Below are 25,380 nucleotides of genomic sequence, written 5' to 3'. Positions count from 1 at the left end.
AATTGCTTGAGGATCATCAACCCGACCATGAGCCGGATTGGTTTTGCTGGGCGCCCTTTCTCGCTGTAGTAAACCGTAAACTCATCATCGAAGTGCTGCCAAGGGATCTGTTTAGCCAGTTGAAGCAGAGAATGATGGGGATTGAGTTGTTTCAACAAATCCGGATAGAGGAAGTTGCCTTGATTACAATTTTTCTTTTTCGCCTTCATAGTCACTCCAAAATCAGTGATTTTTCGACCGGCTTATTACAGAAATACTGCAGTAACTGGTTGAAAATGTACTACGAAATAGAAAAAATGTCAAACAATTTTAAATAGTTGATCTATTTTCAGGGCAGACTATATTAGTTTGCGAAGCATTTCGCCAGAGCAATTTGGTGACAAAATAATTGAGAAGCTGAAGGATAGCGGGGTTACTTTAAAAGTAGAGGAAAAGTTCAGTTACTCAAATTCAGCAAAAGCCGACATTGATTTTCCTCTTGCAGAACACCCTGCTGTATCTCCAATCATAAATAGATCTGAAGTCCAGCAACTGGTATACCCAGAACCCTGCGATCAACAAGATATTCGAGCTTGATTTTAGCGCCTTGAACGACGATGTGCTGTTCGTGCTTGGTAGAAATATATACCAAACAGCATGTGGCGGAGAGAATAGAGCGAATGAAATATTGGATAATCTGCGGAGGGAAATGGCAGCAATTCCGCAGATAGCTGCTGAGCATTTAATAAATGGGATGTTCTATGAGGTGTATTTTGACTCGAAGGGAGAATTTCGAGGTCGTAGCCTGAAAAGTAGGTGCTTAGATGAACTGCTTGCAATTCAATCTGTTGAAAAATACTCAGACTCAATAAAATTCATAAAGCGCGTTCTTCAGCCCTACAAAGATCAGCTTCCTGTTATTCCGAACTCAACTCCAGAAATTCTGGTAGTCGAGCTCAGCCTTCAGAAGAAGGATCCTCCGACTATTGAATCGATTTTGGTTAAAGGCCAGAATCTCTTAATTGATGCTGAAGAGGATGAGGACTCATTCAGCAATATGTGGAAACTATCCTTCAGAGAGTTTTCATTGAAAACTCTCAAAAAGACCCTGTCTAAAGAATGGCATGTTCCTGCAAATCAAATTGAGCTACGGCCGGAGAGTGGCGATACGATCAAGTATGCCCTGCCGGAGGGGAAGACTATTGGCTATCCTAGTGCAGAGTAGGCGCCGCAGCACTATTTCTAACAATGAGCTGTTGTCGGACAAATTTTCCGCTTTGCTCCAAATTGCCGCAAAGCTCGACGTTATATGGATTGAAGCATGGATATCCTGCAGAAGGCATTTGATGACGCGGTGCAAGAGCTTGGCCGATTCGCTACATCGGAGAAGGAGCTCGACGCACTCGCCGATGCTATTCCTGATCAACTTCAAGATTTACTTGGACATTTGCCTGAACAGATTCTTTCCGAGATTCAGGAGATGGCCCGCGACGGCCTGGAAGAGCGGAGGTCTACTCATGCTGCGTTTGTCAGTCGTAATTTTTCTCGATGGCAAAAGGGGTTCGATCAGCTGGAACTGTTAATTGAACTTGCAGTTGAAGCCGGAGGGTCGTTCAACGAAAGGCTTCGGCCTGACGCGGCAGAGCGAGGCGACATCTTGTTCGATCTTGTTGTCAGACTCCACGCAAAGGGGTGCCTGATAGGCAAAGAGATTCTTGCTCTGCTTAAGAACGGTTTTGCGGATGGAGCGCATGCGAGATGGCGTGCCCTTCATGAGATATCTGTTACCGCGATGTTTCTAGCCAAACACGGTACAGCGGCGGCGCTTTGCTACTCTGACTTTGAATTTGTCGAGGCATATAAAGGCGCTGGGCAACTCAATCACTACGAATCTCGTATCAATGCGTTTGGTTTTAATGACAAAGAGATGAGTGAGTTCAAATCACAATATGATGCCGTTCTTGCCAAGCATGGTGCGCACTTTAAGAAGCCTTATGGGTGGGCAGCGGAGTTCTTGCCAAAGGGAAGGCCAACCTTCTTCGCGCTTAAGGAGGACGTGGGACTAGATCATTGGCGCCCGTATTACAAATGGGCAAGTCAGAATATCCACGCAAACATCAAATCAATTCGAAGCTCGCTGGGTCGATCCGAGACTGCTGAAGATATTCTGCAAGTGGGGCCCAGCAACTCCGGTATGACTGACCCAGCGCATTCAACCGCAATATCGTTACTCCAACTGACATGTACAACTCTCTTTTTGTCGCCGAATTTGGACGACCTGGTTGCAGCGAAGGTGCTCGCTACGTTATCCGATCAAGTAGGAGAATCATTCATTGAGTGCGATTGATAGCCGACCTTATAACAAGTTGCTGCACGCGGAAAAATCACTCGCTGTGCTCCTAATTTTCCGGTGAGCAAAGTGTTAGGCTTCCAATGACTACCGAACAAATCGCGTACTTTGCTTTATTGTCGTCAATCGTATCTCTTGTAGTTTCTTTCTTGAATTTGTATCGAGATCGACATGTCGTTCGAGTTAGAGCGGTTGCCGTCATGGATTTGAATGGCGTGCCTGAGCTAAATGTTTCGGTGAGCAATTGCGGCAAGCGTGCAATTTCAATTAACCATGTTCTTCTTCGACCACCGGGACATCCTGGGCTGTATCTGAATTTTTCGCCTAACGGTCAGAATCGCGTAGATGTTGGCGAAAGCAGGAGCTGTCAAATTCACCCAGCAGGTCTTCCTGTTAAATGGGCAACACTGCAAGAACTCCATAGTATTAACGTGTATGTCGAGGATGCGGTCGGAAAACAACATAAAGCAACTTTCCAAGGTAGAAAAGGGCCGCTGTCATGGTTAAAAAGATTGGCAGGCCGCCGATGAAGCCTAACCCGGCGCTCAACCTCGCTCCCTTCGGTCGCTGGACGCTGCGCGATAAAGCCGCGCAGCGCCGGTTAGCTCTACGTTAGGCTATCAAATTAAATGGATATCAAAATGTCAACAAAGGACGATAAAAAAGCTCTGTTAGAAAAGATTTTAGGTTCAGAAGTTGTTATCCCAACTTCTGACATCCATAGTCATAGAAACGCTGAGATATTAAGCATAGTTTCAGAAGACTTGTTCGGTGGTTTATGCCGTTACTTTAACTCTAACGCGCCATTCTTCCAAACAAGCCTGCCATTGGAGCGAATTGTCAGATATAAAAATGGCAGCTTTTCATCAATGGAGAAATCTATTAAAGGAGGGTTTTCACAGCATCAAGGCTTCGACATCCTTAATGGAATGGACATTGCTCAGCAATTGATGAGCTGCGTAATCCCGTTGCTTAACCATAGACTCACTTCAATATATGCCGACCTTATAAATCAAAATAATTACTATCTAAGTCAAGTCCAAGATCAATTCGTCATTCCGGAGATCAGCAAATTAAAGTCAATTGCTGAGTTTATTAAGGATGTTTCTGATGAAATTTCACATATATCTAAATCTAATAGTCTGTGTATTGCAACGCTGACCAATATTCAGCAGCGTAGAATTGATCTGAAACAAATATTTCATACCTTTATTGCTCGCCTTGAGCAATCAGTGAATTCAAGTTTTTTTGATCCTCAAAATATTGCAAATAGCTATCTAGTTGCGCGGTATTCACTATCAAATTACATCGTTTCGCTCGTTTTGGAGTGTATTGTATCCGGAAACATTGATGATGAAAGCGTAAATAGATTGGAAACCAAGGTTGAAAAGTGTTTTAGTGAGTTAAATCATATAACCCAAAGGTTATCGAGTATTTTAGAGAATCGAAAATATGCCAACTCAAACGAAATAAATAATAATTCGTTTCACAGATGGTCATATGACTATATGGCTCAAAATCAAGTTAATAATCTGCAGGGTCAAAATTATAATATTGACCGAATTAAAAATGAAACCTTGGCATATTTTGATATTGAATTTGAAAAGCAGAGGCTGAGAGATTTTGTTAGTGCGCGCCACGGTTTTGTTAAAGTCATTAAAATTTTAAAAAATAACAGTGGGAACAAAGCCTAACAATTTGCTGCACGCGGATAAATTACTCGCTTCGCTCCTAATTTCCGGTGAGCAATGCGTTAGGCCTTTCGAATCTATTTACGCACGTAAGGAAATTTACGCAATGGACATCCCACGGATATTCAACATCGCGGAAAGTGCGCACCGCATCCATAACCCGTTCACGCCCGATAAGTTCGCCACTCTCGGCGCGGCGTTGCGTCTGGAGTCGGGGGCACGAGTGCTCGACCTTGGCAGCGGTTCGGGTGAGATGCTATGCACTTGGGCGCGCGATCACGGCATCGTTGGCACCGGCATCGATATGAGCCAGTTGTTCACCGAGCAAGCGAAAATCCGTGCCGAAGAACTTGGCGTCGCCCATCAAGTCAATTTCATTCATGGCGATGCAGCAGGTTACATCTCTGACGAGAAGGCCGACGTGGCCGCCTGCGTCGGCGCTACCTGGATCGCTGGAGGATTCGCCGGAACGATTGAGCTACTGGCTCGGAGCCTGCGCGCTGGCGGAATCATCCTCATCGGAGAACCTTACTGGAGGCAATTGCCGCCAACGGAAGATATTGCCAAGGGGTGTCTTGCCAACTCAATCTCCGACTTTCTCGTGATTCCAGAACTTATCGCTTCTTTCGGCCACCTCGGCTACGACGTTGTTGAAATGGTTCTGGCTAACCAAGACGGTTGGGACAGGTACGAAGCGGCCAAATGGCTCACCATGCGCCGATGGCTTGAAGCCAATCCTGACGATGGGTTAGCGGAAGAGGTTCGATCTCAACTGACTTCGGAACCCGAGCGCCACGCTGCTTACACACGCGAATACCTGGGCTGGGAAGTGTTCGCGCTGATGCCGCGGCTCTGCCTTATGGCCTAACCCATAAGGATTGACACGACCTGCAAGGTCGTTTCAATCCATTGTTCGAGAAGCCCGTCGCATTGGCACGGATTTTTGCTATATGGTAAAGCCTTTTCGGTCTGACAGGGGAGGCCGGGTACGTGCTGGGCGCTTGATTGATCTGAAGGATGAGCGGGGTCAATGAGCCATGTTCAGTTTTTTGAGATACTTCACCGGGGTTGGCGAGGCTGACCGGGCATGTTGGCGCGTTTTCCCTTGGTTTGGAAGCATCGCTCTCGTCCCGCTACCGGAATCCTTTCGGCCGGGCTTGATGCTTCCTTGTCGGAGGTCAGCTCGGTCCGACCCCGCCCACTCCTTTTCACTTGAATCAAGTATTTCATTGCACGCTGAAATAGGCATTTTTAATGAAATTTCGGCTTGACCTGGGATTAAATTTCATCATAAAGTTCATTTCAGCAATTGCTGAAAGGCTCGAATCCAATGAAATTTACCGAAAGCGAAATTCAGGAAAAAGTGGGGGAAGCTCTCAAGTCCTCTCTGCAACGGGTTCCCTTTATTCAACTTGAATCACTGGAGCAGGAACCCTCTGCCGGGAATATCAGGGCAGACCTTCTGGCAATGGTAAGCATTGCCCGGAAGCGGCAGCGGATTGTTATCGAAGTGAAAAGCAACGGCCAGCCGAGAATTGTGCGGGCGGCAGTCAACCAGCTTCTCCGCTATCGGGAATACGCCCCCGATGTTTACTATGTGTTTGCCGCCCCTTACATCACTTCCCGATCAGCAGAGATCTGCACGGAAGAAGAGATCGGCTATCTCGACCTTGCCGGGAACTGCCGGTTGGCGTTCGACCAGGTGTATATCGAGCAGGGTGGCAGGCCGAATCCCTTTGCCGAAAAACGGGACCTGCGTACCCTCTATTCGCCCAAGGCGGAGCGTATTCTGCGCGTGCTGCTGAGCGACCGGAAAATAAACTGGCGCGTTAAGCCCCTTGCAGCGGAGGCCGAGGTTAGTCTCGGTCAAGTATCCAACGTCAAAAAGTTGCTGGAAGACCGTGAATGGCTGGCCGGTACCAAAGGGGGCTTGCTGCTCGGCAGCCCGGCGCAGCTTCTAGCCGAATGGGCGGAAAACTACCGCTTCAGAAGGAATACGACGAGAAACTTTTACACCTTGAAGTCCGTCGCGGAGACCGAGGCCGATCTGGCCGAGCTTTGCCGGCAGCGGGAGATCCCCTATGCCCTGACAGGGTTTTCGGCAGCAGCCCGCTATGCCTCGGCCGTGCGCTATCAACGGGCCATGGCCTACGTATGTGGAAGCATCGATGAGATTGCCGACCTGCTGTCCTTGAAAGAAGTGGCCAGCGGAGCGAACGTCACGCTTATCAGTCCTTATGACGCAGGTGTCCTGTATGGTCGCCGATCAGTCGATGGAATTAAGGTGGCAATGCCGATCCAGGCGTATCTCGACCTTCTCGATATCAAAGGCCAGGGCGAAGAAGCCGCTGACGTGCTGTTGAACGAAGTGATCAGCAAATCATGGTAACGCGCCGGGACTATGCCGCCGAAGCGGTGGAAGCGGCCAAGGCGGTCCTGATCGAACTGACCCACCTGCTCGGTGAATACCGAGACAATATCGTTCTCATCGGGGGCTGGGTGCCGGAACTGTTGTTCCCTCGTGCCTTCCTGCCGCATTTGGGGAGCATCGATATCGATCTGGCCCTTGATCACGTGAATATCCGGGATGGCTATAGGCGGATTGAGGAACTCCTCCTTTCACGCGGGTATTACCAGGAGGAGGGTCGGCAGCCTTTTATCTTCTTCCGCGATGTACCGATGGGCGAGAAGACGATCAAGGTGCAGTTGGATCTGCTGTCGGGAGAGTACGAAGTGACCGGCAAAGGCCGCCGCCATCAAGTGGTGCAGGAGGTCAAGGTCCGCAAGGTTCGGGGATGCGACGTCGCTTTTTCAATGGCGGAAGAGGTGTCGCTGGAAGGGGAAATCCCGGGTGGCGGACTGGATTGCGTGACCATCCGCGTTGCGTCCGTCGTCCCCTTTTTCGTCATGAAGGGAATGGCGCGGGATGAGCGGTTGAAGGAAAAGGATGCTTGGGACATCTACTACTGCACTCTCGTTTATCCGGGAGGAATCAGTGCTCTGGCAGATGAATTCAGGCCCCACTTGTCCCACAGCCTGGTACGGGAAGGGTTGGTGAAGATTGGCAAACACTTTGTCGATATCAGATCCATCGGGCCGAAATTTGTAGCAGCCTTCGAAGCAGAGGACGACCCTGATGAAGTGGAGCGAAAGGCTCGTGATGCTTTTGAGCGGGTAAATGCATTGCTGACGATGCTGGGATTCAAAGCCGCCTCCCCAACATCTGCCTGAAAGTCCTCGCCGACGTCGACAAGACCCTGCTGGCCGCCTTCACGCTGGAGCGCATCCAAGCCGACTACTTCAACCGCCAGACCGGTTTCGTCCTCTGGGGAGCGCCTTCCGACATCATCTAAAGGTTACGGGGGCGGACCGGAACCAACTCTTTGGCTCAAAACTGAAAAAATTTATAACCAGATTTGACTTCAACTGGCAACATTTTTCACTGGATTTATAGGCAAGCATGACTGTGGAGAATGAGGTGCGGATTGCCCCGAATTATTCGCTGAAGAGTGGGAAAATGCGAACAGGTCGCTTGAGTGGACACGAAAAACGTCAGTAGCCCTGCGGGAATGTTCATTCGACGCGCAACTCAGCTTTGCGTTGGCGGCCCCCTATTCTCCCTTGTTGCCAAATGAGTAAAAAAGGAATAATTTATACTCATGATCGACTTCGAGTACGATGATGGCAAGAGCTTGGCCAATCTGGAAAAACATGGAATCGACTTTATTGATGCTCAGGCTCTTTGGAGGGATCCAGACCTGCTGGAAATACAAGCTAAATCGGATGATGAGTCACGGTTTCTGGTCATAGGCCTTATAGGCCGAAAGCATTGGTCTGCAGTCATCACTTATAGAAACGGAACAATTCGGCTCATTTCTGTGAGGCGTTCTCGTAAAAGAGAGGTGGAGCTTTATGAAAGCTGAAAATTTTGACAAGAAATTTGATCAAGCCAAAGAGGACATCATTGATGATCTTGATTTGTCCACGGCGCGTCGTGTCAACCAGGAACAAAAGCGCATAAATGTCGACTTCCCTGCTTGGGTGGTAGAGTCGCTGGATCGTGAAGCCGCTCGTATCGGCGTTACTCGTCAGTCAATCATCAAGGTATGGCTGGTTGAGCGTTTAAAGGCAGAAGCTGCCGGCAAGCCGCTCAATGGTGGCGCCGCAAGCAGCGCACATTAGCTGAACGTTGGGCTCTCCCAAAATCACTCCGAGTGAAACAAGAAACCATCAACCGTTATCCCCCGCCCAAATGGCGGCCATGCCTACAACCCCGAGAACAGCACCGCCACACAAGGCGAAACCGTCGAAGAAGCGTTGCGCAATCTGCGAGAAGTCCATCGAGGTTTATTGGGAGGCGTTCTCGTCAGCTTGCGAAGCCGAGCGATTCAGGCGTTGCTGACCGAATTCCTTGGCGCATCACCTCATTCATCGCAAGTCGGCTTTAACGCCTGCTCATTCCCTGCCAAGCCAACAGTCGTCGCGCGGAAGAGGGGGCGACGTTGTGCTATTCTCCCCATCTTCTCGTCAGATCATGCTCGATACCCAATGCGTCCAGGATTCTTCCCGCCAGTTGGTCCACAAGTTCCTGCAAGGTGCGGGGGCGATGATAGAAGCCGGGACTGGCCGGCATAATCACGGCGCCAGCACGGGTTGCGGCGAGCATGTTTTCCAGGTGCACGGTATTCAAAGGAGTTTCCCTGGCAACGAGGACCAGGCGGCGGCGTTCCTTGAGCGTGACGTCCGCGGCCCTGTGGATCAGGTTGCTGCCCAACCCGTTCGCTATGGCGGCCAGGCTGGCCATGGAGCAGGGGCAGACCACCATGCCCTGGTGCTGCCAGGAACCGCTGGCCGGTGGCGCGGCAAGGTCGTCTTGCGAATAGCTGCAATGCGCCTTGTTCAGCAGATTCTCCTGGGGCAGGCCCAGTTCCTGGTTCCAGACCAGCCATCCGGCCTGGGAAACGATCAGGTGCAGTTCGCAGTAATTTTGCAGATATCCGGCCAGGGTTTCGGCATAGGCCATGCCGCTGGCGCCGGTCACGGCGAGAACGATACGCTTGGGAAGTGGTGTGGACATTGATTACCTTTGAACGTCTTTCCAAAGTTGGATGATTCGCTGACGAAACGCCGGATCCGGATGCGGAGGAATCAGTTGCTGGGACGGCTTTCGACGGGCATCGAAAATGAGCTTTTGACCGAAGCCCGACGATGCGGTTCGATGCCAGGGGGCGAGAGTTCCTTCGAGGGCGATCATGTCCCTGGCCGGATCAATGCAGTTGCCGAGCCTCCACAGTACCTGGGAAGTGTCGCGGACATCCACGGCTTCGTCAACCGCGACCAAAAAACGAAAACGCTGCAACCCGGGCTGGTCCAGCAGGGCCCGTAGCATTTCCAGGGTGTTTTTGCACTCAGCCTTGATTTGCACGAAAAGCAGGTTCTGGAAAATGCCTTCCAGGGGCAGGTGGAGGTCCAGGATTTCGGGAAATGAGGATTGTAGTCGAACCCGCAGCATGGCCTCGAAAACCTTGGCCGTCCAAGTGCTCTCCGAGGGCGGCGGTCCCGCGATGATGCTCTGGAAGATCGGGTTATTGCCGTGGGTTATGGCTTGCAGTTTGAATACGGGACAGCTGCGAGGGGTGGTCTGCATTCCGGTGTGGTTCCCGAAGGGACCTTCCACGGCTCGTGGCTCCGGGTGGGCAAGGCCTTCGAGCACGAACTGGCTCGTCGCCGGGACAAGCAGGTCCAGGGTGTGGCACCTGGCCAGTTGCAGTTCCGAGCCGAACATGGCTGCGGCAAAGATCAATTCATCAATTCCCGAAGGCAAGGGCAGGGCGGCTGCCAGCAGCACAGCGGGAGGAACACCCACGGCGACAGCAACTTCCAGCGGCAGCCCGCGCGCCGATGCCGCGGCAAAATGCTCCTGAGCCCCGCTGCCGGGATGCCATCCCAGGGTGGCCGTGCAGTGATCGATGATCTGTATCCGGTAGACGCCGGCATTGCGCTGCCCGGTTTCCGGATGTCTGGTCATGACCACGGCCGCGGTCAGACACGGCCCGGCGTCGCCGGGCCAGAAGGTCATCATGGGTAGATGCTGAAAACCGACATCACGGTTTGCATGCACCCGCTCCCGACAGGGCGGATTGTCAACGTTGGGGAGGGGAGCGGAGAGATTTTCTTCCGTCCGCCGCAGGAATTGATCCGCGGCAACCCCGAACGTCCGCAGGCTGTCATGTCCCAGGGCCAGGGCAAGCCGTTGTTCGGTGGCAAAAGCATTGGTCAGAACGGGGTGCCGGCTGTTGCGCGCATTGGTGAACAGCAACGCCCGGCCATGTTCCCGAACAGCATGGGCGGAAAGGGCGGAAATTTCGAGAAAAGGATCCACGTCCTCGCTGATCGTCAGCAGCTGGTCGTTCTCCGCCAGCATGTCCATGAAGTTCCGCAGATCCATGGCTCGATACTAAGCAATTTCCGCAAATAATCCAGCTGAAGGAATTGGGCTTGCCCTTGACAAAAATCCCTTCCAGGCCGTAAGTATCTCCTTTTCAGCCAAGGGCAATTAGCTCAGTTGGATAGAGCGTTGGCCTCCGGAGCCAAAGGCCGCAGGTTCGAATCCTGCATTGCCCACCAAGAAAATCAAGGGTTTACGATGAAAGTCGTAAACCCTTTTTTGTTCATAAAATTAAATCCCAGCCCTAGTCCCAGCAAAGAGTCAATAACACATAAGATTTTCAAGATGTGGCAAAGAATTAAATGGAAACTTTTTCGTTCAGCATTTAGGTGATATGAGATCAGGATTGACTTTACTTGTTAGTCAAACTTAAAGCTTGGGAAGAACGATGCTGAAATTTTTGTCAATTAGGACAAACTTTTTGGAGGTACTCCTTGTTTTCGCTATTAAAACGTTTGTTTGGTGGAAGCCCTCAACCAGCAAAACAACAGCAAGAATCAAATTTTAGAAAAAATGTTGAGTTTTTGATCGTTGACCGTGGCGAGGAAATACCAAAAAACAAATGGTATCGCATCAGTGATTGGAAATCTCAGCATTTTTTAGTAATGGAAACTGATTGGGATAAAGACTGGAAATGTTTTGCAAGGGAAGAAAAGGTTGTTGGTGTTACTCATGAAGAGCGTGACGTAAAGTTTTTGCGATTATTCGACCAACCAGATTTTAAAATATATCTGGAGAAAGACCTTACAAACAAATATGATCCATATGCTGTGAAAGTTATGGGATCAGCCATGATTGATGGTAATTTGATTGTTGAACAGCTTGGTTTTTTATCTAAAGATATTTCCAAAGACCTTAAAGACGAAAATGAGCTAGATGCACGCCCACATTCTGTTTATTTACCAGTTCAAGGTAACAATTACGGTTTGCGTATTAATATTCTTACTCGATCACAACGATATAAAAACAAAGTACATGGTAAACAGGCAAAGCCAATCCCTAAGAAAGACAAAAATATTCCGCCACAAATAATGGATAAAGAAGAAGAAAATTTTCAAACTATATACGATGAATTTGAAGACTTTGATTTTCGCGATTATTATGGAATAAAAAAACCTTCAGAAAAAATGATTAAGCAAGCTGTTACAATCTTAGTGAATGAAGGGATGCTTCAAGATGATATTTATGATCAAATTGAACGTGTTGTTGAGAAGCTAATTGAAATCAAACCAGATTTAAAACTGGATCATTAACAATAATGGTTCATTCTTGCAAATATACATATTCTATTTGGTACATAATAGAGCATCAAACACACTTTTTTCAGCCACCTTTAAAACAAAGAAATTCGAGTTTTTTTCAAATACATAATACCTGATGAATACAAAATAAAAAAAGCATGGCACTATTGACCATGCTTTTGTGAATTTCTGGAATTTGATTTTCAGATCAATCTAATTCCGACTCTTCGTTTATCGCGTTCTCTTGTGGTCTGTCGTAAGGCCATGGGAAAGGGATTTAAACGAAAGGTGTCAATGACAGCGGAAAGGTTTAGTCTTCCTCCCTGGAAGTACTGACTTTCCGCTGCCGTGTACCCGGAGATTAGGTCAGATAATTTTTGACGTTGGTTTTTCATAGATTAAGGGCAAAAAAAAGGTGTTCGCTTTATCGCTTTCCGTGAAAGGCCCTATGCCGGTAAAGCGCGCGTAAGGACTCACTTAACCAGCCCTCCCCCCCGGCTTTCGCCGCCTGCTGGCTTGTTTCTGGTTGGGCAAATATGCCCCAAGATTCTGACTTTTCTTCGCCTTTCTGGACTCCGGCAGGGGTGAGGATGCCCCATCCGTCTTGGTGCTCTAATTCGGGCTGTTTTACCGGTTTTGCGAGGGGCTGTGTGGCGTACTCTCTCGGGGCAATGACGTTCAGGATACGGGCCACCTTCCTGACCTCATCCAAAAGCAAAACCGTTGCCTTGATTGCCTGTTGTTTTCGGATTTCGTGTTCTCTACTTAGGGGCATGGTAATTCCTCTTTTTTGGTTGAAGGTTTCCCCCTCCCCCCCGGCCTTCCGGCCTTGCGGCCTTTACTTCGATCTCCCCTTGACTCATGGCGCGTTGCATGCGCTTGCAAAAGCACTTTTTCTAACGGACTTGGAACAATGTCGATGCTCTCAAATAGCTCATACGGTATTTCATTGAAAACCTTTTCAATCCGCGCTTGGGCATGGTTCAAAATGATCTCGCATTCGCGCAACAAAAATTTGCGGCCATGGCCTCTCTCAAGTCGGGTAGCTTCGTCAATCGCGGCAACATAATCAGCGCCCATTACGGGCTTGATCGTGACAGTTCGCCCGTTGAACAATTTCCCAATCACGTAAGGCTGACAGTTCACGAGTGCATCAAATTTGTTCTGTTCAGAAACGAAAGCATAACAACGCCCCACATAAAGCGTGAAATCGTGAAGGAATCGCGCTATTTTTTGGCTTCCAAGCCGTCTTAATCGAATGGTTTCTGGATCAAGCATAATTGGTATTCTCTCTGGGTTTTTGACAGTGGGGGGGGAGGAAGACGTCAAAGGATGGAGGCGCAAAACCCGTCTCCCTCCCCCGTGCCGCTTTCGTGAGTGGGGTGTTCACGAAATTTTTAGCGCAATGGGAGATATGCAAAGCCACCGTTTTGACGGCTTTGCAGAACGCCCAGAACACGGCTGTTGATAACTTGCTCGGGGAAAACAGTGGGCAACTGACCGACTAAATCCTTGACCTGATCCTTGGCCTTAGATGAAACCAAATCAGGGTTTTCCTGATCTTCCTTGTTGACTGATAGATTGATTTCTAATTCAACGATAATTCTCTGTTTTGTGGCCACGGCTATGCCCTCCCGCCGCCAATGCGGCGATGTTCGATGTAATGTTTCAGGTCTGATACTTTGAACAAAAGTGGACCATTTTTGATTCCGCCAATTCTTGAGCACTTAGGACCATCGCCACGGCGGACCATCTCAAGAAGAGAGCTTGGTCTAACACGTAAAAAAGTTGCAGCTTCAAACGTCCTCAATTGTGCTGAGTCCGGCAAGCTGTACAGCATCTCATTAATTTTTTTGGTCATCGCATTTCCTCCCGCTACAAAATAGTAATCGGAACACCTGCAAAAACCGTCAACCAACTGCATAAAACCAATAAAAAAGCCCGGAATTGCTCCAGGCTTTGCCAGTGCAAGCGCTTGCACTCAAATAAATTTGCGGGAGGGGGGAGCGGTCACTTCCCATTTTCGTGATCTTCACATTTCAAGATATCCTCGCAGCTTCCCAAGCTGTTCCCACGCTGCCCGATCCAATGGACTCCCGGAAGGGAAGCGGGAGGATCGAAGGACGAGAAAACAATCTGATTCTGTCCATTCCGTATCTGGTAACGTGTTGATCCGCTCAAGCTGCCTTGAAACCTGCTCTTGCTTCCTTTCCCTGGAAGTCATGGCCCTATGGCCTATGGGCTTTCTTGGCACTGTCTCCCCTCCCCATTTCGTGATTTTCACGGTTAGATAGGTTCCCGCTTCCCCCCCCCAGCTTTGCAAGCGCTTGCACTCAAAAAGTGGGGGGGGAGGTTACTTTTTGCGGGAAGGTGGGGAAGCCGGGAGATCAACCCAAACTCTCCCCTTGTGATCCATAAAATTTCCTTCCTTGGTGAGTCGAAACATATTTTCAGGCTTCGTCTTCACTTCACAAAGCGGGCATTGCCCGTTTTCCCAACATTCTTGAAGGATTCGGCAAGGTTTCATGATCTTTTCCCCTGGGTTGTGGTGGATGAGTAAGACCTTTATATCGTGATTCTCACAATATATAAAGCGTGAAATTCACGATTGAGCAAAAGAAATGCCGTCGAAGGTCATGAGAGCCGCACAAGAGTTTTGGGGGTTCACCTGTATTGTATCTTGTAATACAACGTATTCTTTTAAAACTAGTGCGTTACGGGCAGAATAATCTAATAATTTCAATATATTGTCTTTCTGCCTGTAACACGGGTTTCGATCATGTTTCAAAATTAATATCAATGATTACAGCTGTTTATATTTTTTAAGAGTTCGAAAAGTCAATCCTTGATTTTCGCGTTACATCTGAAATTTGTCATTTGATTTCAGATAAATAAGCATTGAACGCGGCTTGGTGAGTTAAATCGGGATCACGGAAGCATCTTCCGCGAAGCTTGCCAGCAACTTTCTTCCAATCTTTTCCAAACACATGACGGCAAGCGTCAGCGAGGGCGGGGAAAACCCGCCCATCGTGAAAAATTCTAATGTTGGTTTTTTTCAGTGACCTGTTATCCTGTTGTGACTTCCAGATTGTGGAAATTGGGCCATACGGCACAACCTCCGGGCCATTGGGAACATCAAAAATTTCATGTCCTATCCTGTGAATTTCTGCATCCTCAAATAAAGGTAAGCCAAGATACTTGAGTGCATGAGTCAAGGAATTGAAGCGAAATCGCTCGTTCATACGGGCTAACTGAGTTTGCTTGATCGCTGTAGCTTTTTTGATAAATGTTTCCCGTGTCTGCTCATCAAAAAATCTGGCGCTACTTGGCTTTTTCCTCATCATCTCAAGGTAATGCACGTTTGCCCATTTATGAGCCTTTTTAAATTCAGCCTCCTGGCGAGAGTGATAACAAGTTTCTGCCCGTTGAAGGGCTTTTTTTGCGTCAAACACAGGCAAGCACGTCTCACAAGCTGCACGGATTCCCGAGCGGATGTCATCGCGGGAAACCTCACAATACGATTGGCAAAGGCCGCAAAGTGCCACATATTGCCCGTTTCGTTCGCCCTGTAATTCCAAAAATCCCGATCGGAGAGAAGAACGCCTATCCAGTGTAGCGATTTTTGAAACAACGGATTCCACGTTGAAAACTTTTTGCAACTCCTCCAAACGCAAATCATGACGCAGACATGCAGCAATCATAACATTTTCAGCAAACTGAAAATACCGCTTATCACAATCAAAAAGTGATTGAATTGCATGTCTAAGTTTCCAGTAGAACCCTTCATCCTTCGATAGATACGGCAACATCCCGATCTTCGGTTTGAAGTAGATAGAATTCTCGATCAGATATGCAACATTGCGTGAATGTTCTTCAATTACATCCAAAAGCAAACCATAAACCTGTACGTAGTCTTCGCTTGTGAATGCAATAGGATTGCGTATCTGGAATGGATTAGCTCCACAATTCTTGATGATATGGGACATTGCTTTCGCTACACAATCATTATCTGTCATGATGAACATGTTTTACTCCTTAGTTCATTGAAATTTTCTGATCAGCTATCCACGACTTCAAATCATCGACGCAATACCGGATCGATTTTGACTCAAGCTTGACGTAAGGCGGGCCTTTGCGCTGGAATCTCCAAGCCTGAAGTGTCTTGATAGACAATCCAAGCATGATCGCTGCCTGACTCTCATTCACTGCCAATGGTTCAACATTCATTTCAATCCCTCCATTTTATGGTTCAATCCAATGCAAGCGCTTGCACTTGCTACCAGTCGCCATAATACCACGTTGGATGGATTGTGCAAATTTAGAAATGAAAAAAGGCGAACAGTCCGAAGACCATCCGCCTTGTGTAGGTGGGAGGGGGAAAAGGGAGAGGTTTATCGATTCAGTACAACAACGTTGCTGAGCTTGGCAGGGGTTAAAGCTGCATCCATCATGGAAGAAACATTACGCATTGCCTCATCTGATAGATGGGCATAGCGTTGCGTCATCACCGGGCTTGCATGGTTCAGCAATCGCTGTACAACATGCAGGGGGGCACCAGCACAAGCCAAGGATGACGCAAAATGATGTCTCAACCCGTGTAGAGTCCGGAAGTCATCCGGCAACCCGGCAAGCTTCTTGATCTTGCGAAGGGGCTTGTTTAAGTCGGCAATATGGCCGCGTCCGCCACGGGCCGGAAAGAGGTACGGGCTTTCCGTCTTGGGGATCTCCTGAATTGCCGCTTTCGCTGTTTCGTTCAATGGTATGGATGCAGGTTTGCCGCCCTTGGGGTCAATGATTAAAAGAAAGCCACGTTTAACGTCAACATGATCCCATTGCAACTTCAGGATTTCGCCCCTTCTCATTCCCGTTGACAATGCCAGTTTCACAACCGCCACGGGCCGCCAATCATCGCAATTGTCCAGGGCATCAAGCAACCGCTCAATCTGATCAGGGGTCAGAAACTCGGTTTTCTGGTTATTCACTCGCGGCATTTCCATGTGAAGCCGGGAAGGATCGGGAGAAGGGCAAAGCCCACGCTTCACGCCAAACCTGACCAGACGCCTGAAGAGTGCAAGAACGTGCTTCACGGTCTGTGGGCTGTGTCCGTCCTTTTTCAATTTCAGCCTTAGCCGGTCCAAATCCATCGTTACCAGTTCAGCCGGTTCTTTTTCGGCAAAGGCGGGGGCAAGATACTTGTTCCAGCGTGAACGGTCTTGGGCATTGCTCTTGATCTCGGATTTCTGCTCTTGGTACGCTGCCCACAACCGGGCCAGGGTAGGCCGGTTCTCTTCCGCTTCAAGGCGTGCTTTCTCTGCTGCCTGTTCCGCTTTCCGTTCCTGGACCTTCTCAACGTGTGGCTTTTCCTTGCCTTCGATCAAGTGAACCCTGATCGCCTTCGCCTTGGCTACGGTCATCGCGTGCTTGCCTTCACGACCAACAACCGATTCCCGAAACTTCCCTTGCTGGTCGTAAAAAGTAACGATGAAAGACTTTTCAAGTTTTGAAGGGTCGCCCAACTTCGGGACAAGGCGATAATATACACCTGTCTCGGGTTCCCCCTTCCGGTTGAGTGCTTGAATTTTCTTTTTGCCCGTGCTCATTGTCTCCCCCTGTCCCAGCTTTTTGCAGCTCTGAACGTCCAGCTTGCGTTGCTATTGCTCAAATTTCGCGTTTTCCCATCCCAGCCCTGGTCCCAGCATTCAGTAACAACAATGGTCTACACACGATAGCAAAAGAAGGGGAAGAAGTCAAGAAGATTTCGTATGAAAGCCCTTTATTTATGCGGAAATAAGGGAGATATTGAGAGAAGAAAGGAAATGGTAGGAAAAGTCGGAAAAAGATATTTTTTGGCCTCCGGAGCCAAAGGCCGCAGGTTCGAATCCTGCATTGCCCACCAATAAATCAAGGGTTTACGATGAATAATCGTAAGCCCTTTTTTCTTCTGTACAAAAACCCGACCAAAAAACAACAACCTGCCGGAAAACCGCCTGCTACCCGGTCATGGACATCATCCGGACCTTCGGGGCGGCGGGGATCATCCCGGCCGGGAACTCGCTGGCACCGCTGGGTCATGTTGCCAGGGGTGTGGTCAGGGGGATGGTTAGATCAATCCGATCTGCTTACGAATCAGCACGCAGAGGGTGTCTTTGATTTCCTGGTGTCGAGGTACAGGAGCCTTGCGACCGTTCTGAGGATTCGTGTACAGATCATGTTTTACTCCATGCCGCAGGAATACGCAGCCGGCAAGCCTCAATCTCCTGGATGAACCGCTTGCGTTTCACAACGCGACAACCATTTCGCGATGGTCTGCCCGCACCTCGGCGGCCTCATCTTCTATCATGAGTCGATATGCGTCACTAATATTCTCCAGCAGTTCGTCCAGAGTTTCACCCTGGCTGAAAACGCCAGGTATTTCCTTGATTTTGCCGACCATCCAGCCACCATCTTCCCAATACACAAGGGTTGCTTGCATGGAGTACGCTCCTTGTTCTATCCGTTGCGCCGCTTCCGGTATGTTTATCACGAAGACCCTACCGTTCTTGCGTTATCGGCATGGTATTGAACGAAAGACGATAATGGCAAGCAAGCGAGTCCTGAATCATGAAAACTCTTGATGATATACACCGGCAAGAAGAGCGGATCATTGCCAGGCATCCGTATCTTTTGGACGTGGATTTCCGGCCTGTATCGCAATCAGGTATGACCTTTAGCGAGATCGCCCGGTTCATGGACGCTTCCTGGAGGGATACCTACCAGGGACGGGAACGGTTCATCGACGACGAGCCGTATCTGCGCTGGGCGTTCGGCTGGAAGGGTTTTGACTCCGAGCAGTCGCTTCTCGCCTTCAAGAACGGCAGGCTGGTAGGGGGGGTTCTTTTTACACCAAGGACCGTCTCCTTTGCCAACAAGGACATCGCCACTGGCATCGCCTCCGGCTTGAGTGTTCTGCCTTCGGAAAAAGGCAATGGGTTGGGGAAGATGCACTTTGTAAAGGTTCAAAAGGCATCGTTTGCAAAACTTCCGCTAGTGTTTTGCTGGCTTCACAAGTCCTTGAACGCGGCCCACTCCAACTACAAGATTCAAACCAGGGCCGACCAAGATCTGACAAGCTACGGCGACTTTGCATTCAAGGCCCGGGTTTTCGACGCCGCGCGGGCCGTGTCCAACTCGGATCTCCTTTTTCACGAAAAGGCGGTCATTCGGCTCCTGGCAAGGCCGCCGCGAAAAAAAAGGGCGAGCATTGAGGTCGTGGACGCGGGCAACATGGAAGAGTGCCTGGCATTCGCGAACAGCCATGCCCGAAAGCACGACGGCAGGGTCTTTGCCCCGGAGGAATTTGCCCGTTACGCGGCCTTTGAAGACGGCGGGTTCCAGAGCCTGGGGCTGATTTCCAGGGCCGGCGGCAGCATCCGGACCCTGGTTGTCGGGTACCCCATCGTCACGGAGTTCAAGCGCCGGGACAGGCTGTTCTTCCTGGACTACTTCGCCTCCAACGGCGGCAACGACCTGTCCTCCATGGAGGGGATCATCAGGGAACGGTTCGACGTGCACACCATCCTCTCCCTCTATCCCGCTCACGGGATCAAAAACCTCTTCCTGCCCACCCGAAACGTACTGGCTCTGAAGGCCGTCGAATTCCGGCAAAGCCTGCGCCCGTGCCGGCCGATGATCGTGGATCACAAGTGAGGGGAGCGCGTCCATGCCGCAACAAATCTCGGCTGATGATTTCATGACGAATGTTCATGCTGGTCCAACCTCGAGCATGGTTGAACATTTCACGCCCCGCGCATAGGGTATCGGGAATCATGGCTGTCTCGTGGAAAATGACGGCCGTAAAACCATCTCAGGAGTCCCCGCCATGCTACACCTGCCCGTGGGCATCAATACCCTGGACAAAATCCGTTCCGGCGGATTCGTGTATGTGGACAAGACGGAGTTTGCCTATCGTATCGCGCACAAGGCCGGCGCATTTTTTCTTTCCCGCCCCCGGCGCTTCGGCAAAAGCCTTTTTTTGGACACGCTTCACCAGCTTTTCGAGGGTAACGAAAAGCTTTTCGAGGGGCTGTACATCCACGACAAATGGGACTGGAACACAGTTCACCCGGTGGTCAAGATCGACTTTGGCGAGGGAGGGGTGCGGAATCGGGAGGAACTGGATGCGAAGATCCAGGAAATCTTGACCATAAATCAGCAGCGTTTGGGGATCGCCTGCCAGTTTCAGAGCAATTCCGGCTGTTTTTCCGAGCTGATTCGTTTGGCTCATGAACAAACCGGTCGACGGACCGTGGTGCTCATCGACGAGTACGACAAGCCCATCCTGGACAACATCGAGAACCCGGCGGTCGCCCGGGAAATGCGCGACGGCCTGCGCGACCTGTATTCCGTGATGAAGGCCCGGGACGCGCATATCCAGTGCATTTTCATGACCGGGGTCAGCAAGTTCTCCAAGGTCAGCCTGTTCAGCGGCCTGAACAACCTGGAGGACTTGACCATTGATTCGCAGTATGCCGCCATCTGCGGGTACTCTCAGGAGGAACTGGAAGCCAGCTTCAGGGAGCATCTCGACGGCGTGGACCTGGACCGATTCCGACTCTGGTACAACGGCTACCGGTGGATGGGTGAGCCGGTTTACAATCCCTTTGACGTGCTCCTGTTTCTGCAAAAAGGCAAAGTCTTCCGTAACTACTGGTTCGAAACCGGCAGCCCGAGCTTTCTGATCAAGCTGTTCCAGCAGAAACGCTACTTTTTGCCGGACCTGGAAAGTATTGAGGTGGGCGAGGAGATTCTGAGTAGTTTTGACGTGGATCGAATCACGCCGGAGACTCTGTTGTTCCAGACCGGATATCTGACCATTGCCGAGAGTTTTACCCGCAGACAGCGGCTCTTGTTTCGTTTGAGTATTCCGAACATGGAAGTCCGTCTGGCTTTGAGCGATGCGTTGATCACCGGGTACACGGCCATCGACGCGGACAAGTACGCCATACAGGATGCTTTGTACCAGGCAATGACGACATTCGATCTTCCGGCCCTGCATGGCATTGTCCACCGCCTTTTTGCCGCGGTATCCCACCGCAACTTCACCAAGAACGACCTGCTGGATTGCGAGGGTTATTATGCCTCGGTGCTCTACGCCTTTTTCTCCTCCCTCAACGCCCGGATCATCCCGGAGGACGTGACCAACAAGGGCCAGGCCGATCTGACCGTGATCCTGGAGAACAAGGTCTTCGTGATGGAGATCAAGCTGATTCAGGCCGCGGAGGTCGAAGGCAACCCGGCCCTGGAGCAGGTTCGGGCCAAGGGGTACAGCGAGAAGTACCAGGGCCGGCCCGGAATGACGGTATATGAATTGGGTCTGGTCTTCAGCAAGGCCAAGCGCAACCTGATCGCGTTGGATGGGCGGGAAGTCCGAGAAACTTCCAGGCCACAACATACACCCGCCACCTACATCGCATAAATACTGAAAACCTGGGGTCTCGGCATGGCAGCGCAACGGACCTCGGGCGGGTAGTGTGAAAAAAGAAAGCCTCCAGGTATCACTGGAGGCTTCTTCATGAGGCGGCGGATCGCCCTTACTGTGAATTAATCGGAGCCAAGCAAGGCGTACTTCCGCAATGGTCGCCGGATCAGGACGCGTCTTCCCAGGGCAGGTTCAGGTTCTCTCGGCCGAAGTGGCCGTAGGACGCCGTCGGGAAATAGATGGGACGCAGCAGATCGAGGCGTTCGATGATCCCGCGGGGGCGCAGATCGAATTCCGAGGACAGTTCGGACGCGAAATCCCTGCCGTTGCCCGTTCCGAACGTATCAACCAGAAAGCTGACCGGTTCGGCCACGCCGATGGCGTAGGAGAGCTGCACCAGACAGCGGTTTGCCCAGCCTCGGGAGACGACCGTTTTGGCCAGAAGTCGGGCCATGTAGGCCGCTGATCTGTCCACCTTGCTCGGATCCTTGCCGGAGAAGGCGCCGCCGCCGTGGGGCGCCGCACCGCCGTACGTGTCGACGATGATTTTGCGTCCGGTAAGCCCGGTATCTCCCTTGGGCCCGCCGGTGACGAAGCGTCCGGTGGGATTGATCAGAGTACGGAAGTCAGGAGAACGGATTTCTTCCGGAATCACCGGGTCGATGATGTGTTTGCGGACTTCTTTGCGCAGTTCGTCAAGTTCGATGTCCTGGTCGTGTTGGGTGGAGAGGACCACGGCCTCGACCTGAGCCGGTCGACCGTCGACGTAGCGGAACGTGACCTGGGACTTGGCGTCGGGCTGGAGCCAGGGAAGGGCGCCGCTTTTGCGCAGCTCGGCCTGCCGCTGAACCAGCTTATGGGCGTAGGTGATCGCCGCAGGCATGAGTTCCGGAGTCTCGTCACAGGCGTAGCCGAACATCAGGCCCTGGTCGCCGGCTCCAAGGATACCGTCAGTGCGGTCAACCCCCTGGTTGATGTCGCCGGACTGACCGTTGAACCGGATCTGGATTTCACAACGCTCAGGATCAATGCCGGTTTCCGAACTGCTGTAGCCGACTTCTCGAAGAAGCTGGCGTACCAGGGAGTCAGCTGATTCACGGATTTCACTGAAGTCTTCTTGGCGGCGGGTTTTGAATTCTCCGGCTACAACAACACATTGATCCGCGAGCATGGTCTCGCAGGCCACCCGGGCATTGGGGTCCTTGTCCAGGAATGCGTCCAGAACACGGTCGGAAATCAGGTCGGCCAGCTTGTCAGGATGACCTTCGGAAACGGATTCCGAAGTGAACAGGTAGGATTGAAATGAAGAAAGGGAAGACATGGGGCGCACCTTTTTCGCTCCTGGTGAATGAGCTGCGTTTGGCAACCACTGGGAGCGAGTTCGGCGGGCCAACGCTTTAGCAGCATTTTTTTGTCGCCCTGCAAGTTGTGAATTAAATCGGCGACGTAGGGAAATAGAACAAAAAAAACCGCTCAGCTTGAAGCCAAAGCGGGACAGGATCTCGATTTAGCTGAATTTATAACGCGCCCGCAAGCTGACTCAAATCGGCGCTGAAAGAAACATACTCCGATGTTTTGAACTGTCAAGAAAAAAATGTTTCGCCTGGTCGTTGTAATTGACGAAGCATTGATGTTTGGCTCTGTCATCATTGGAATGAGGCCGTTACTTGGAAGCATTTCCTTGTTCTTCCACAATCCTCTTCCACATGCTTGCGTTCGAAAACGAATCTAGATCATAAGCCGAAAACTGATTATGATTCCAAGGAAACCAGGGCGGCATAGGCCGGATGATCTCTTGCAACCATCAGGAGGAACAATGATCACGATATTGGCGCTGGGAGACAGTCTGACCGCCGGGTACGGTTTGCTGCCGGAGGACTCCTTCGCATCCAGATTGGAGCGAGCCCTTGGAGATGAGGGCAGGGATGTGGCGGTGATCAATGGCGGCGTGTCCGGAGATACGGCACATGACGGATTGTACCGGCTTGATCCGCTCCTTGAGCGCAATCCGGATCTGGTGATCGTTGAATTCGGGGCCAATGACATCTATCAGCGATTGCCCGAGGATGAGGTCATGGACAATCTGGAAATGATCATCGACAAGTGCAGGGCGATAGGAGCCGAAGTTCTCTTGACCGGCGTGCTTTCCCTGCGGGATCCGGATCAGGAGTACAACACGCGGTTTCACGACATCTACCAGGAGCTGTCCAGAACAAAGCAAATTCCTCTCGTACCGGACTTCATTCCCGGCATCCCCGGCAACCCGGACCTGACCCTTCCGGACGGCATCCACCCCAACGTAGCCGGGGTGGATGTGATCGTCGACAATATCCTTCCCGCTGTGCGTTTGCTGCTCGACAAAAATTCGTGATCGGCAGTGATGGTCAAGTGGAGCGCAACCTCAATGGCGTGCCGTTTTATTGCGGGCAGCGTTCGGGGTTGCGGAAGTTCAACGGCTGCATGTCCATCCGACGCATGATCTTCTGCATGGCTACCCGGCTGAGGCCGGCCATCTTGGCGGACCTGGAGATGTTGCCGTTGGTGGTGAACAGGAGATTCTGGACGTAGGAGCGGGTGAACTGCTCCAGAACCTTATTCCGGGCCGCAATGTAAGGCTCCGTGGGCATTTCGCAGATCTGAAAGGCCTCGCTCAAGGTCGGTATCGTCCCGGGATTTTCCACGGCCTGGATGTGCATGGGCTCGATTTCCTCCTCTTTGCAGAAAATGAGCATCCTGCGGACAAAATTCTGCAATTCGCGGATGTTTCCGGGCCAATTGCGGCGCATCAACATTTCCGCGGAGGCAAGGGAAAAGTGCTTGGCTGGAATTTCCAGTTCCGCGCTGAACTGCTTGCTGAGATGATCCAGCAGCAGGGGAATGTCGTCTCGAATTTCCCGCAAGGTCGGCGTCCGCACCGTGACCACGTTCAACCGGTAGAACAAATCCTCCCTGAAGGTCCGCTCGCTGATCTTCTTCTCCAGGTCCTGGTTGGTACTGGCCAGGATCCGCACGTTGATCTTCTTGCTTCTGGTCCCGCCCAGGGGACGCAGTTCCTGCTCCTGGAGCACGCGCAGCAGCTTGGTCTGCAGGGAAACCGGGATGTCTCCGATCTCATCCAGAAGCAAGGTTGAGCCGTCAGCTTCCTCGAAGAGTCCGGTGTAGTCCGTATCCGCTCCGGTAAAAGCGCCTTTCTTGTGCCCGAACAGTTCGCTTTCCAGGAGTTGTTCCGGAATGGCCGGGCAATTCACGGCAAAAAAAGGATGCGCCTTGCGCTTGCTCAGATCATGGATGGCCCTGGCCGCCAGCTCCTTGCCGGTACCGCTCTGACCGCGGATAAGCACGGTGTAGTTGGTATGGGCCAAGGCCTGGATGGTGTCGTAGAGGCGGCGCATGGTCGGGGTCTGGCCAATGAAGCTTTCAAATGTGTTTTTCTGGGTGACCTTGGCCTTCAGGTTCAGGTTCTCTCGGATCAGCTGATTGCGCTCCAATCCTTTGCGCAAAACCCGCAGCAGGTCGGGAATCTCGAAGGGCTTGGTCACAAAGTCGTAGGCCCCGCGCCGGATGGCCTCCACCGCGGTTTCAATGCTGCCGTAGGCGGTCATCATGATCATGGTCACGTGCGGGTCGATTTCGCGGATCCGGACGAGCAGGTCCATGCCGTTCATCTCAGGCATGCAAACGTCGAGAAGGATCAACTCGTAATTGCGCTTGCTGATCAGTTCCAGCGCCTCCAGTGGATTGGCCACGATGGAAACGGTAACGCTCTCCAGCTCGAAGGAGAGAACCCGTTGCAGTCCCTGGAGCATGTCGACTTCGTCGTCGATGATCAGAATGTGTTGTTGCTGGGGCATATTGATTGATTTGGCGGTGAGAGGTGGTGAGTGATCGATTTGCCCGGGCATGGATCGGGCAGGATAAGCAATCATTTTATACGTCCATGATTCTCTTGTAAATTTGCAACAATTCAGCAAATTCTAATCGTACACGGGATTGGTCCGTCTTGCCTTGATTTTGCGGTCTCGCATGTTTGACTGAGCCAGGATTCGTTCATCGATCCATTGCCGCACATTTGGAGCACAAAATACTGTTATTCACGCAATATGGTTCGATGTTACGAAGCCGGCGAAGGAGTTTGCGAGGCCGCAAAATCAAGACGAGCCGGACCTCAGCTGAGTAGTTGTGCGCCAGGCGAAGTCCTGGCGATTCCAGTGGGA

25 protein-coding genes and 1 tRNA gene are annotated in these 25,380 nt (G+C 50.9%); 14 read left to right on the top strand and 12 right to left on the bottom strand.

Annotated features, from left to right (window positions below):
* On the bottom strand, positions 1-209 hold a 209-nt coding region (locus BLP93_RS16815; protein WP_482156190.1), incomplete at its 3' end, for a transposase.
* 377 nt (positions 210-586) lie between these two features.
* On the opposite strand from BLP93_RS16815, the gene BLP93_RS16030 reads away from it, so the two are divergent.
* The 9 genes from BLP93_RS16030 to brnA all read left to right on the top strand — a co-directional run bounded on the left by BLP93_RS16030 (position 587) and on the right by brnA (position 8,202).
* On the top strand, positions 587-1,204 hold the full coding sequence (locus BLP93_RS16030; protein WP_139163040.1) for a hypothetical protein: 618 nt from the start codon (positions 587-589) through the stop codon (positions 1,202-1,204).
* A gap of 96 nt (positions 1,205-1,300) precedes the next feature.
* Positions 1,301-2,326, top strand: coding sequence for a DUF5677 domain-containing protein (locus tag BLP93_RS16025; protein WP_092123862.1), 1,026 nt, complete (start codon positions 1,301-1,303; stop codon positions 2,324-2,326).
* Between the two features lie 86 nt (positions 2,327-2,412).
* Positions 2,413-2,859, top strand: coding sequence for a hypothetical protein (locus BLP93_RS16810; RefSeq protein ID WP_139163039.1), 447 nt, complete (start codon positions 2,413-2,415; stop codon positions 2,857-2,859).
* A 111-nt stretch (positions 2,860-2,970) separates the two neighbouring features.
* The gene (locus tag BLP93_RS16015) at positions 2,971-4,023 is read left to right on the top strand and encodes a hypothetical protein (RefSeq protein ID WP_092123858.1); all 1,053 of its coding nucleotides are present in this window, start codon (positions 2,971-2,973) and stop codon (positions 4,021-4,023) included.
* 103 nt (positions 4,024-4,126) lie between these two features.
* The gene (locus tag BLP93_RS16010) at positions 4,127-4,888 is read left to right on the top strand and encodes an SAM-dependent methyltransferase (RefSeq protein ID WP_092123856.1); all 762 of its coding nucleotides are present in this window, start codon (positions 4,127-4,129) and stop codon (positions 4,886-4,888) included.
* Positions 4,889-5,350: 462 nt separating this feature from the next.
* Positions 5,351-6,409, top strand: a complete 1,059-nt coding sequence (locus BLP93_RS16005; protein ID WP_092123854.1) for a type IV toxin-antitoxin system AbiEi family antitoxin — start codon at positions 5,351-5,353, stop codon at positions 6,407-6,409.
* Positions 6,410-6,435: 26 nt separating this feature from the next.
* Positions 6,436-7,251, top strand: a complete 816-nt coding sequence (locus tag BLP93_RS16000; RefSeq protein WP_139163038.1) for a hypothetical protein — start codon at positions 6,436-6,438, stop codon at positions 7,249-7,251.
* Positions 7,252-7,679: 428 nt separating this feature from the next.
* Positions 7,680-7,943: a BrnT family toxin gene (locus BLP93_RS15995; RefSeq protein WP_092123850.1), complete on the top strand. Its 264-nt coding sequence runs from the start codon at positions 7,680-7,682 to the stop codon at positions 7,941-7,943.
* Complete coding sequence (gene brnA / locus BLP93_RS15990; RefSeq protein WP_092123848.1) at positions 7,933-8,202, top strand: type II toxin-antitoxin system BrnA family antitoxin; 270 nt, start codon at positions 7,933-7,935, stop codon at positions 8,200-8,202. Before BLP93_RS15995 ends, brnA begins: the two co-directional genes overlap by 11 nt.
* Positions 8,203-8,527: 325 nt before the next feature.
* On the opposite strand, the gene BLP93_RS15985 is transcribed toward brnA, so the two are convergent.
* Both BLP93_RS15985 and BLP93_RS15980 read right to left on the bottom strand, forming a co-directional pair.
* Positions 8,528-9,097, bottom strand: coding sequence for a UbiX family flavin prenyltransferase (locus tag BLP93_RS15985; protein ID WP_092123846.1), 570 nt, complete (start codon positions 9,095-9,097; stop codon positions 8,528-8,530).
* Between the two features lie 3 nt (positions 9,098-9,100).
* Positions 9,101-10,468 carry a UbiD family decarboxylase gene (locus BLP93_RS15980; RefSeq protein WP_092123844.1) on the bottom strand — a complete coding sequence of 456 codons (1,368 nt, stop codon included), beginning with the start codon at positions 10,466-10,468 and terminating at the stop codon, positions 9,101-9,103.
* Between the two features lie 102 nt (positions 10,469-10,570).
* Here BLP93_RS15980 and BLP93_RS15975 point away from each other — a divergent pair.
* Both BLP93_RS15975 and BLP93_RS15970 read left to right on the top strand, forming a co-directional pair.
* Positions 10,571-10,647 (top strand) — tRNA-Arg (locus BLP93_RS15975).
* A gap of 255 nt (positions 10,648-10,902) precedes the next feature.
* Entirely contained in the window at positions 10,903-11,721 is an 819-nt protein-coding gene (locus tag BLP93_RS15970) for a hypothetical protein (RefSeq protein WP_092123842.1), read from the top strand.
* Between the two features lie 753 nt (positions 11,722-12,474).
* On the opposite strand, the gene BLP93_RS15960 is transcribed toward BLP93_RS15970, so the two are convergent.
* From BLP93_RS15960 to BLP93_RS15920, 7 genes are all read right to left on the bottom strand, one after another.
* Complete coding sequence (locus BLP93_RS15960; protein WP_092123838.1) at positions 12,475-12,987, bottom strand: hypothetical protein; 513 nt, start codon at positions 12,985-12,987, stop codon at positions 12,475-12,477.
* Positions 12,988-13,106: 119 nt separating this feature from the next.
* Entirely contained in the window at positions 13,107-13,331 is a 225-nt protein-coding gene (locus tag BLP93_RS15955) for a hypothetical protein (protein WP_092123836.1), read from the bottom strand.
* A gap of 2 nt (positions 13,332-13,333) precedes the next feature.
* On the bottom strand, positions 13,334-13,690 hold the full coding sequence (locus BLP93_RS15950; RefSeq protein WP_139163037.1) for a helix-turn-helix domain-containing protein: 357 nt from the start codon (positions 13,688-13,690) through the stop codon (positions 13,334-13,336).
* An 892-nt stretch (positions 13,691-14,582) separates the two neighbouring features.
* Entirely contained in the window at positions 14,583-15,734 is a 1,152-nt protein-coding gene (locus BLP93_RS15945; protein WP_092123832.1) for a hypothetical protein, read from the bottom strand.
* A gap of 10 nt (positions 15,735-15,744) precedes the next feature.
* A complete protein-coding gene (locus BLP93_RS15940) occupies positions 15,745-15,936 on the bottom strand; it encodes a helix-turn-helix transcriptional regulator (RefSeq protein ID WP_092123830.1) in 192 nt (63 codons plus the stop codon).
* A 164-nt stretch (positions 15,937-16,100) separates the two neighbouring features.
* On the bottom strand, positions 16,101-17,309 hold the full coding sequence (locus BLP93_RS15935; RefSeq protein ID WP_092123828.1) for a tyrosine-type recombinase/integrase: 1,209 nt from the start codon (positions 17,307-17,309) through the stop codon (positions 16,101-16,103).
* Positions 17,310-17,986: 677 nt separating this feature from the next.
* Positions 17,987-18,181: a type II toxin-antitoxin system HicB family antitoxin gene (locus tag BLP93_RS15920; protein WP_092123824.1), complete on the bottom strand. Its 195-nt coding sequence runs from the start codon at positions 18,179-18,181 to the stop codon at positions 17,987-17,989.
* 128 nt (positions 18,182-18,309) lie between these two features.
* On the opposite strand from BLP93_RS15920, the gene BLP93_RS15915 reads away from it, so the two are divergent.
* A complete protein-coding gene (locus BLP93_RS15915) occupies positions 18,310-19,395 on the top strand; it encodes a GNAT family N-acetyltransferase (RefSeq protein WP_092123822.1) in 1,086 nt (361 codons plus the stop codon).
* Positions 19,396-19,567: 172 nt separating this feature from the next.
* A complete protein-coding gene (locus tag BLP93_RS15910; RefSeq protein WP_092123820.1) occupies positions 19,568-21,163 on the top strand; it encodes an ATP-binding protein in 1,596 nt (531 codons plus the stop codon).
* Positions 21,164-21,332: 169 nt separating this feature from the next.
* Here the strand turns inward: BLP93_RS15910 and metK are convergent, their stop codons facing one another.
* A complete protein-coding gene (gene metK, locus BLP93_RS15905; protein WP_092123818.1) occupies positions 21,333-22,487 on the bottom strand; it encodes a methionine adenosyltransferase in 1,155 nt (384 codons plus the stop codon).
* 495 nt (positions 22,488-22,982) lie between these two features.
* Between metK and BLP93_RS15900 the strand changes: the two genes are divergently transcribed.
* Positions 22,983-23,537, top strand: a complete 555-nt coding sequence (locus BLP93_RS15900) for an arylesterase (protein WP_161946374.1) — start codon at positions 22,983-22,985, stop codon at positions 23,535-23,537.
* Positions 23,538-23,583: 46 nt separating this feature from the next.
* Here the strand turns inward: BLP93_RS15900 and BLP93_RS15895 are convergent, their stop codons facing one another.
* Positions 23,584-25,017 carry a sigma-54-dependent transcriptional regulator gene (locus tag BLP93_RS15895; protein WP_092123866.1) on the bottom strand — a complete coding sequence of 478 codons (1,434 nt, stop codon included), beginning with the start codon at positions 25,015-25,017 and terminating at the stop codon, positions 23,584-23,586.
* Between the last annotated feature and the right edge of the window lie 363 nt (positions 25,018-25,380).

The sequence above is a fragment of the Desulfonatronum thiosulfatophilum genome, from assembly GCF_900104215.1.
Classification (GTDB): domain Bacteria; phylum Desulfobacterota; class Desulfovibrionia; order Desulfovibrionales; family Desulfonatronaceae; genus Desulfonatronum; species Desulfonatronum thiosulfatophilum.
This window is presented reverse-complemented; position numbering and strand designations above follow the sequence as displayed.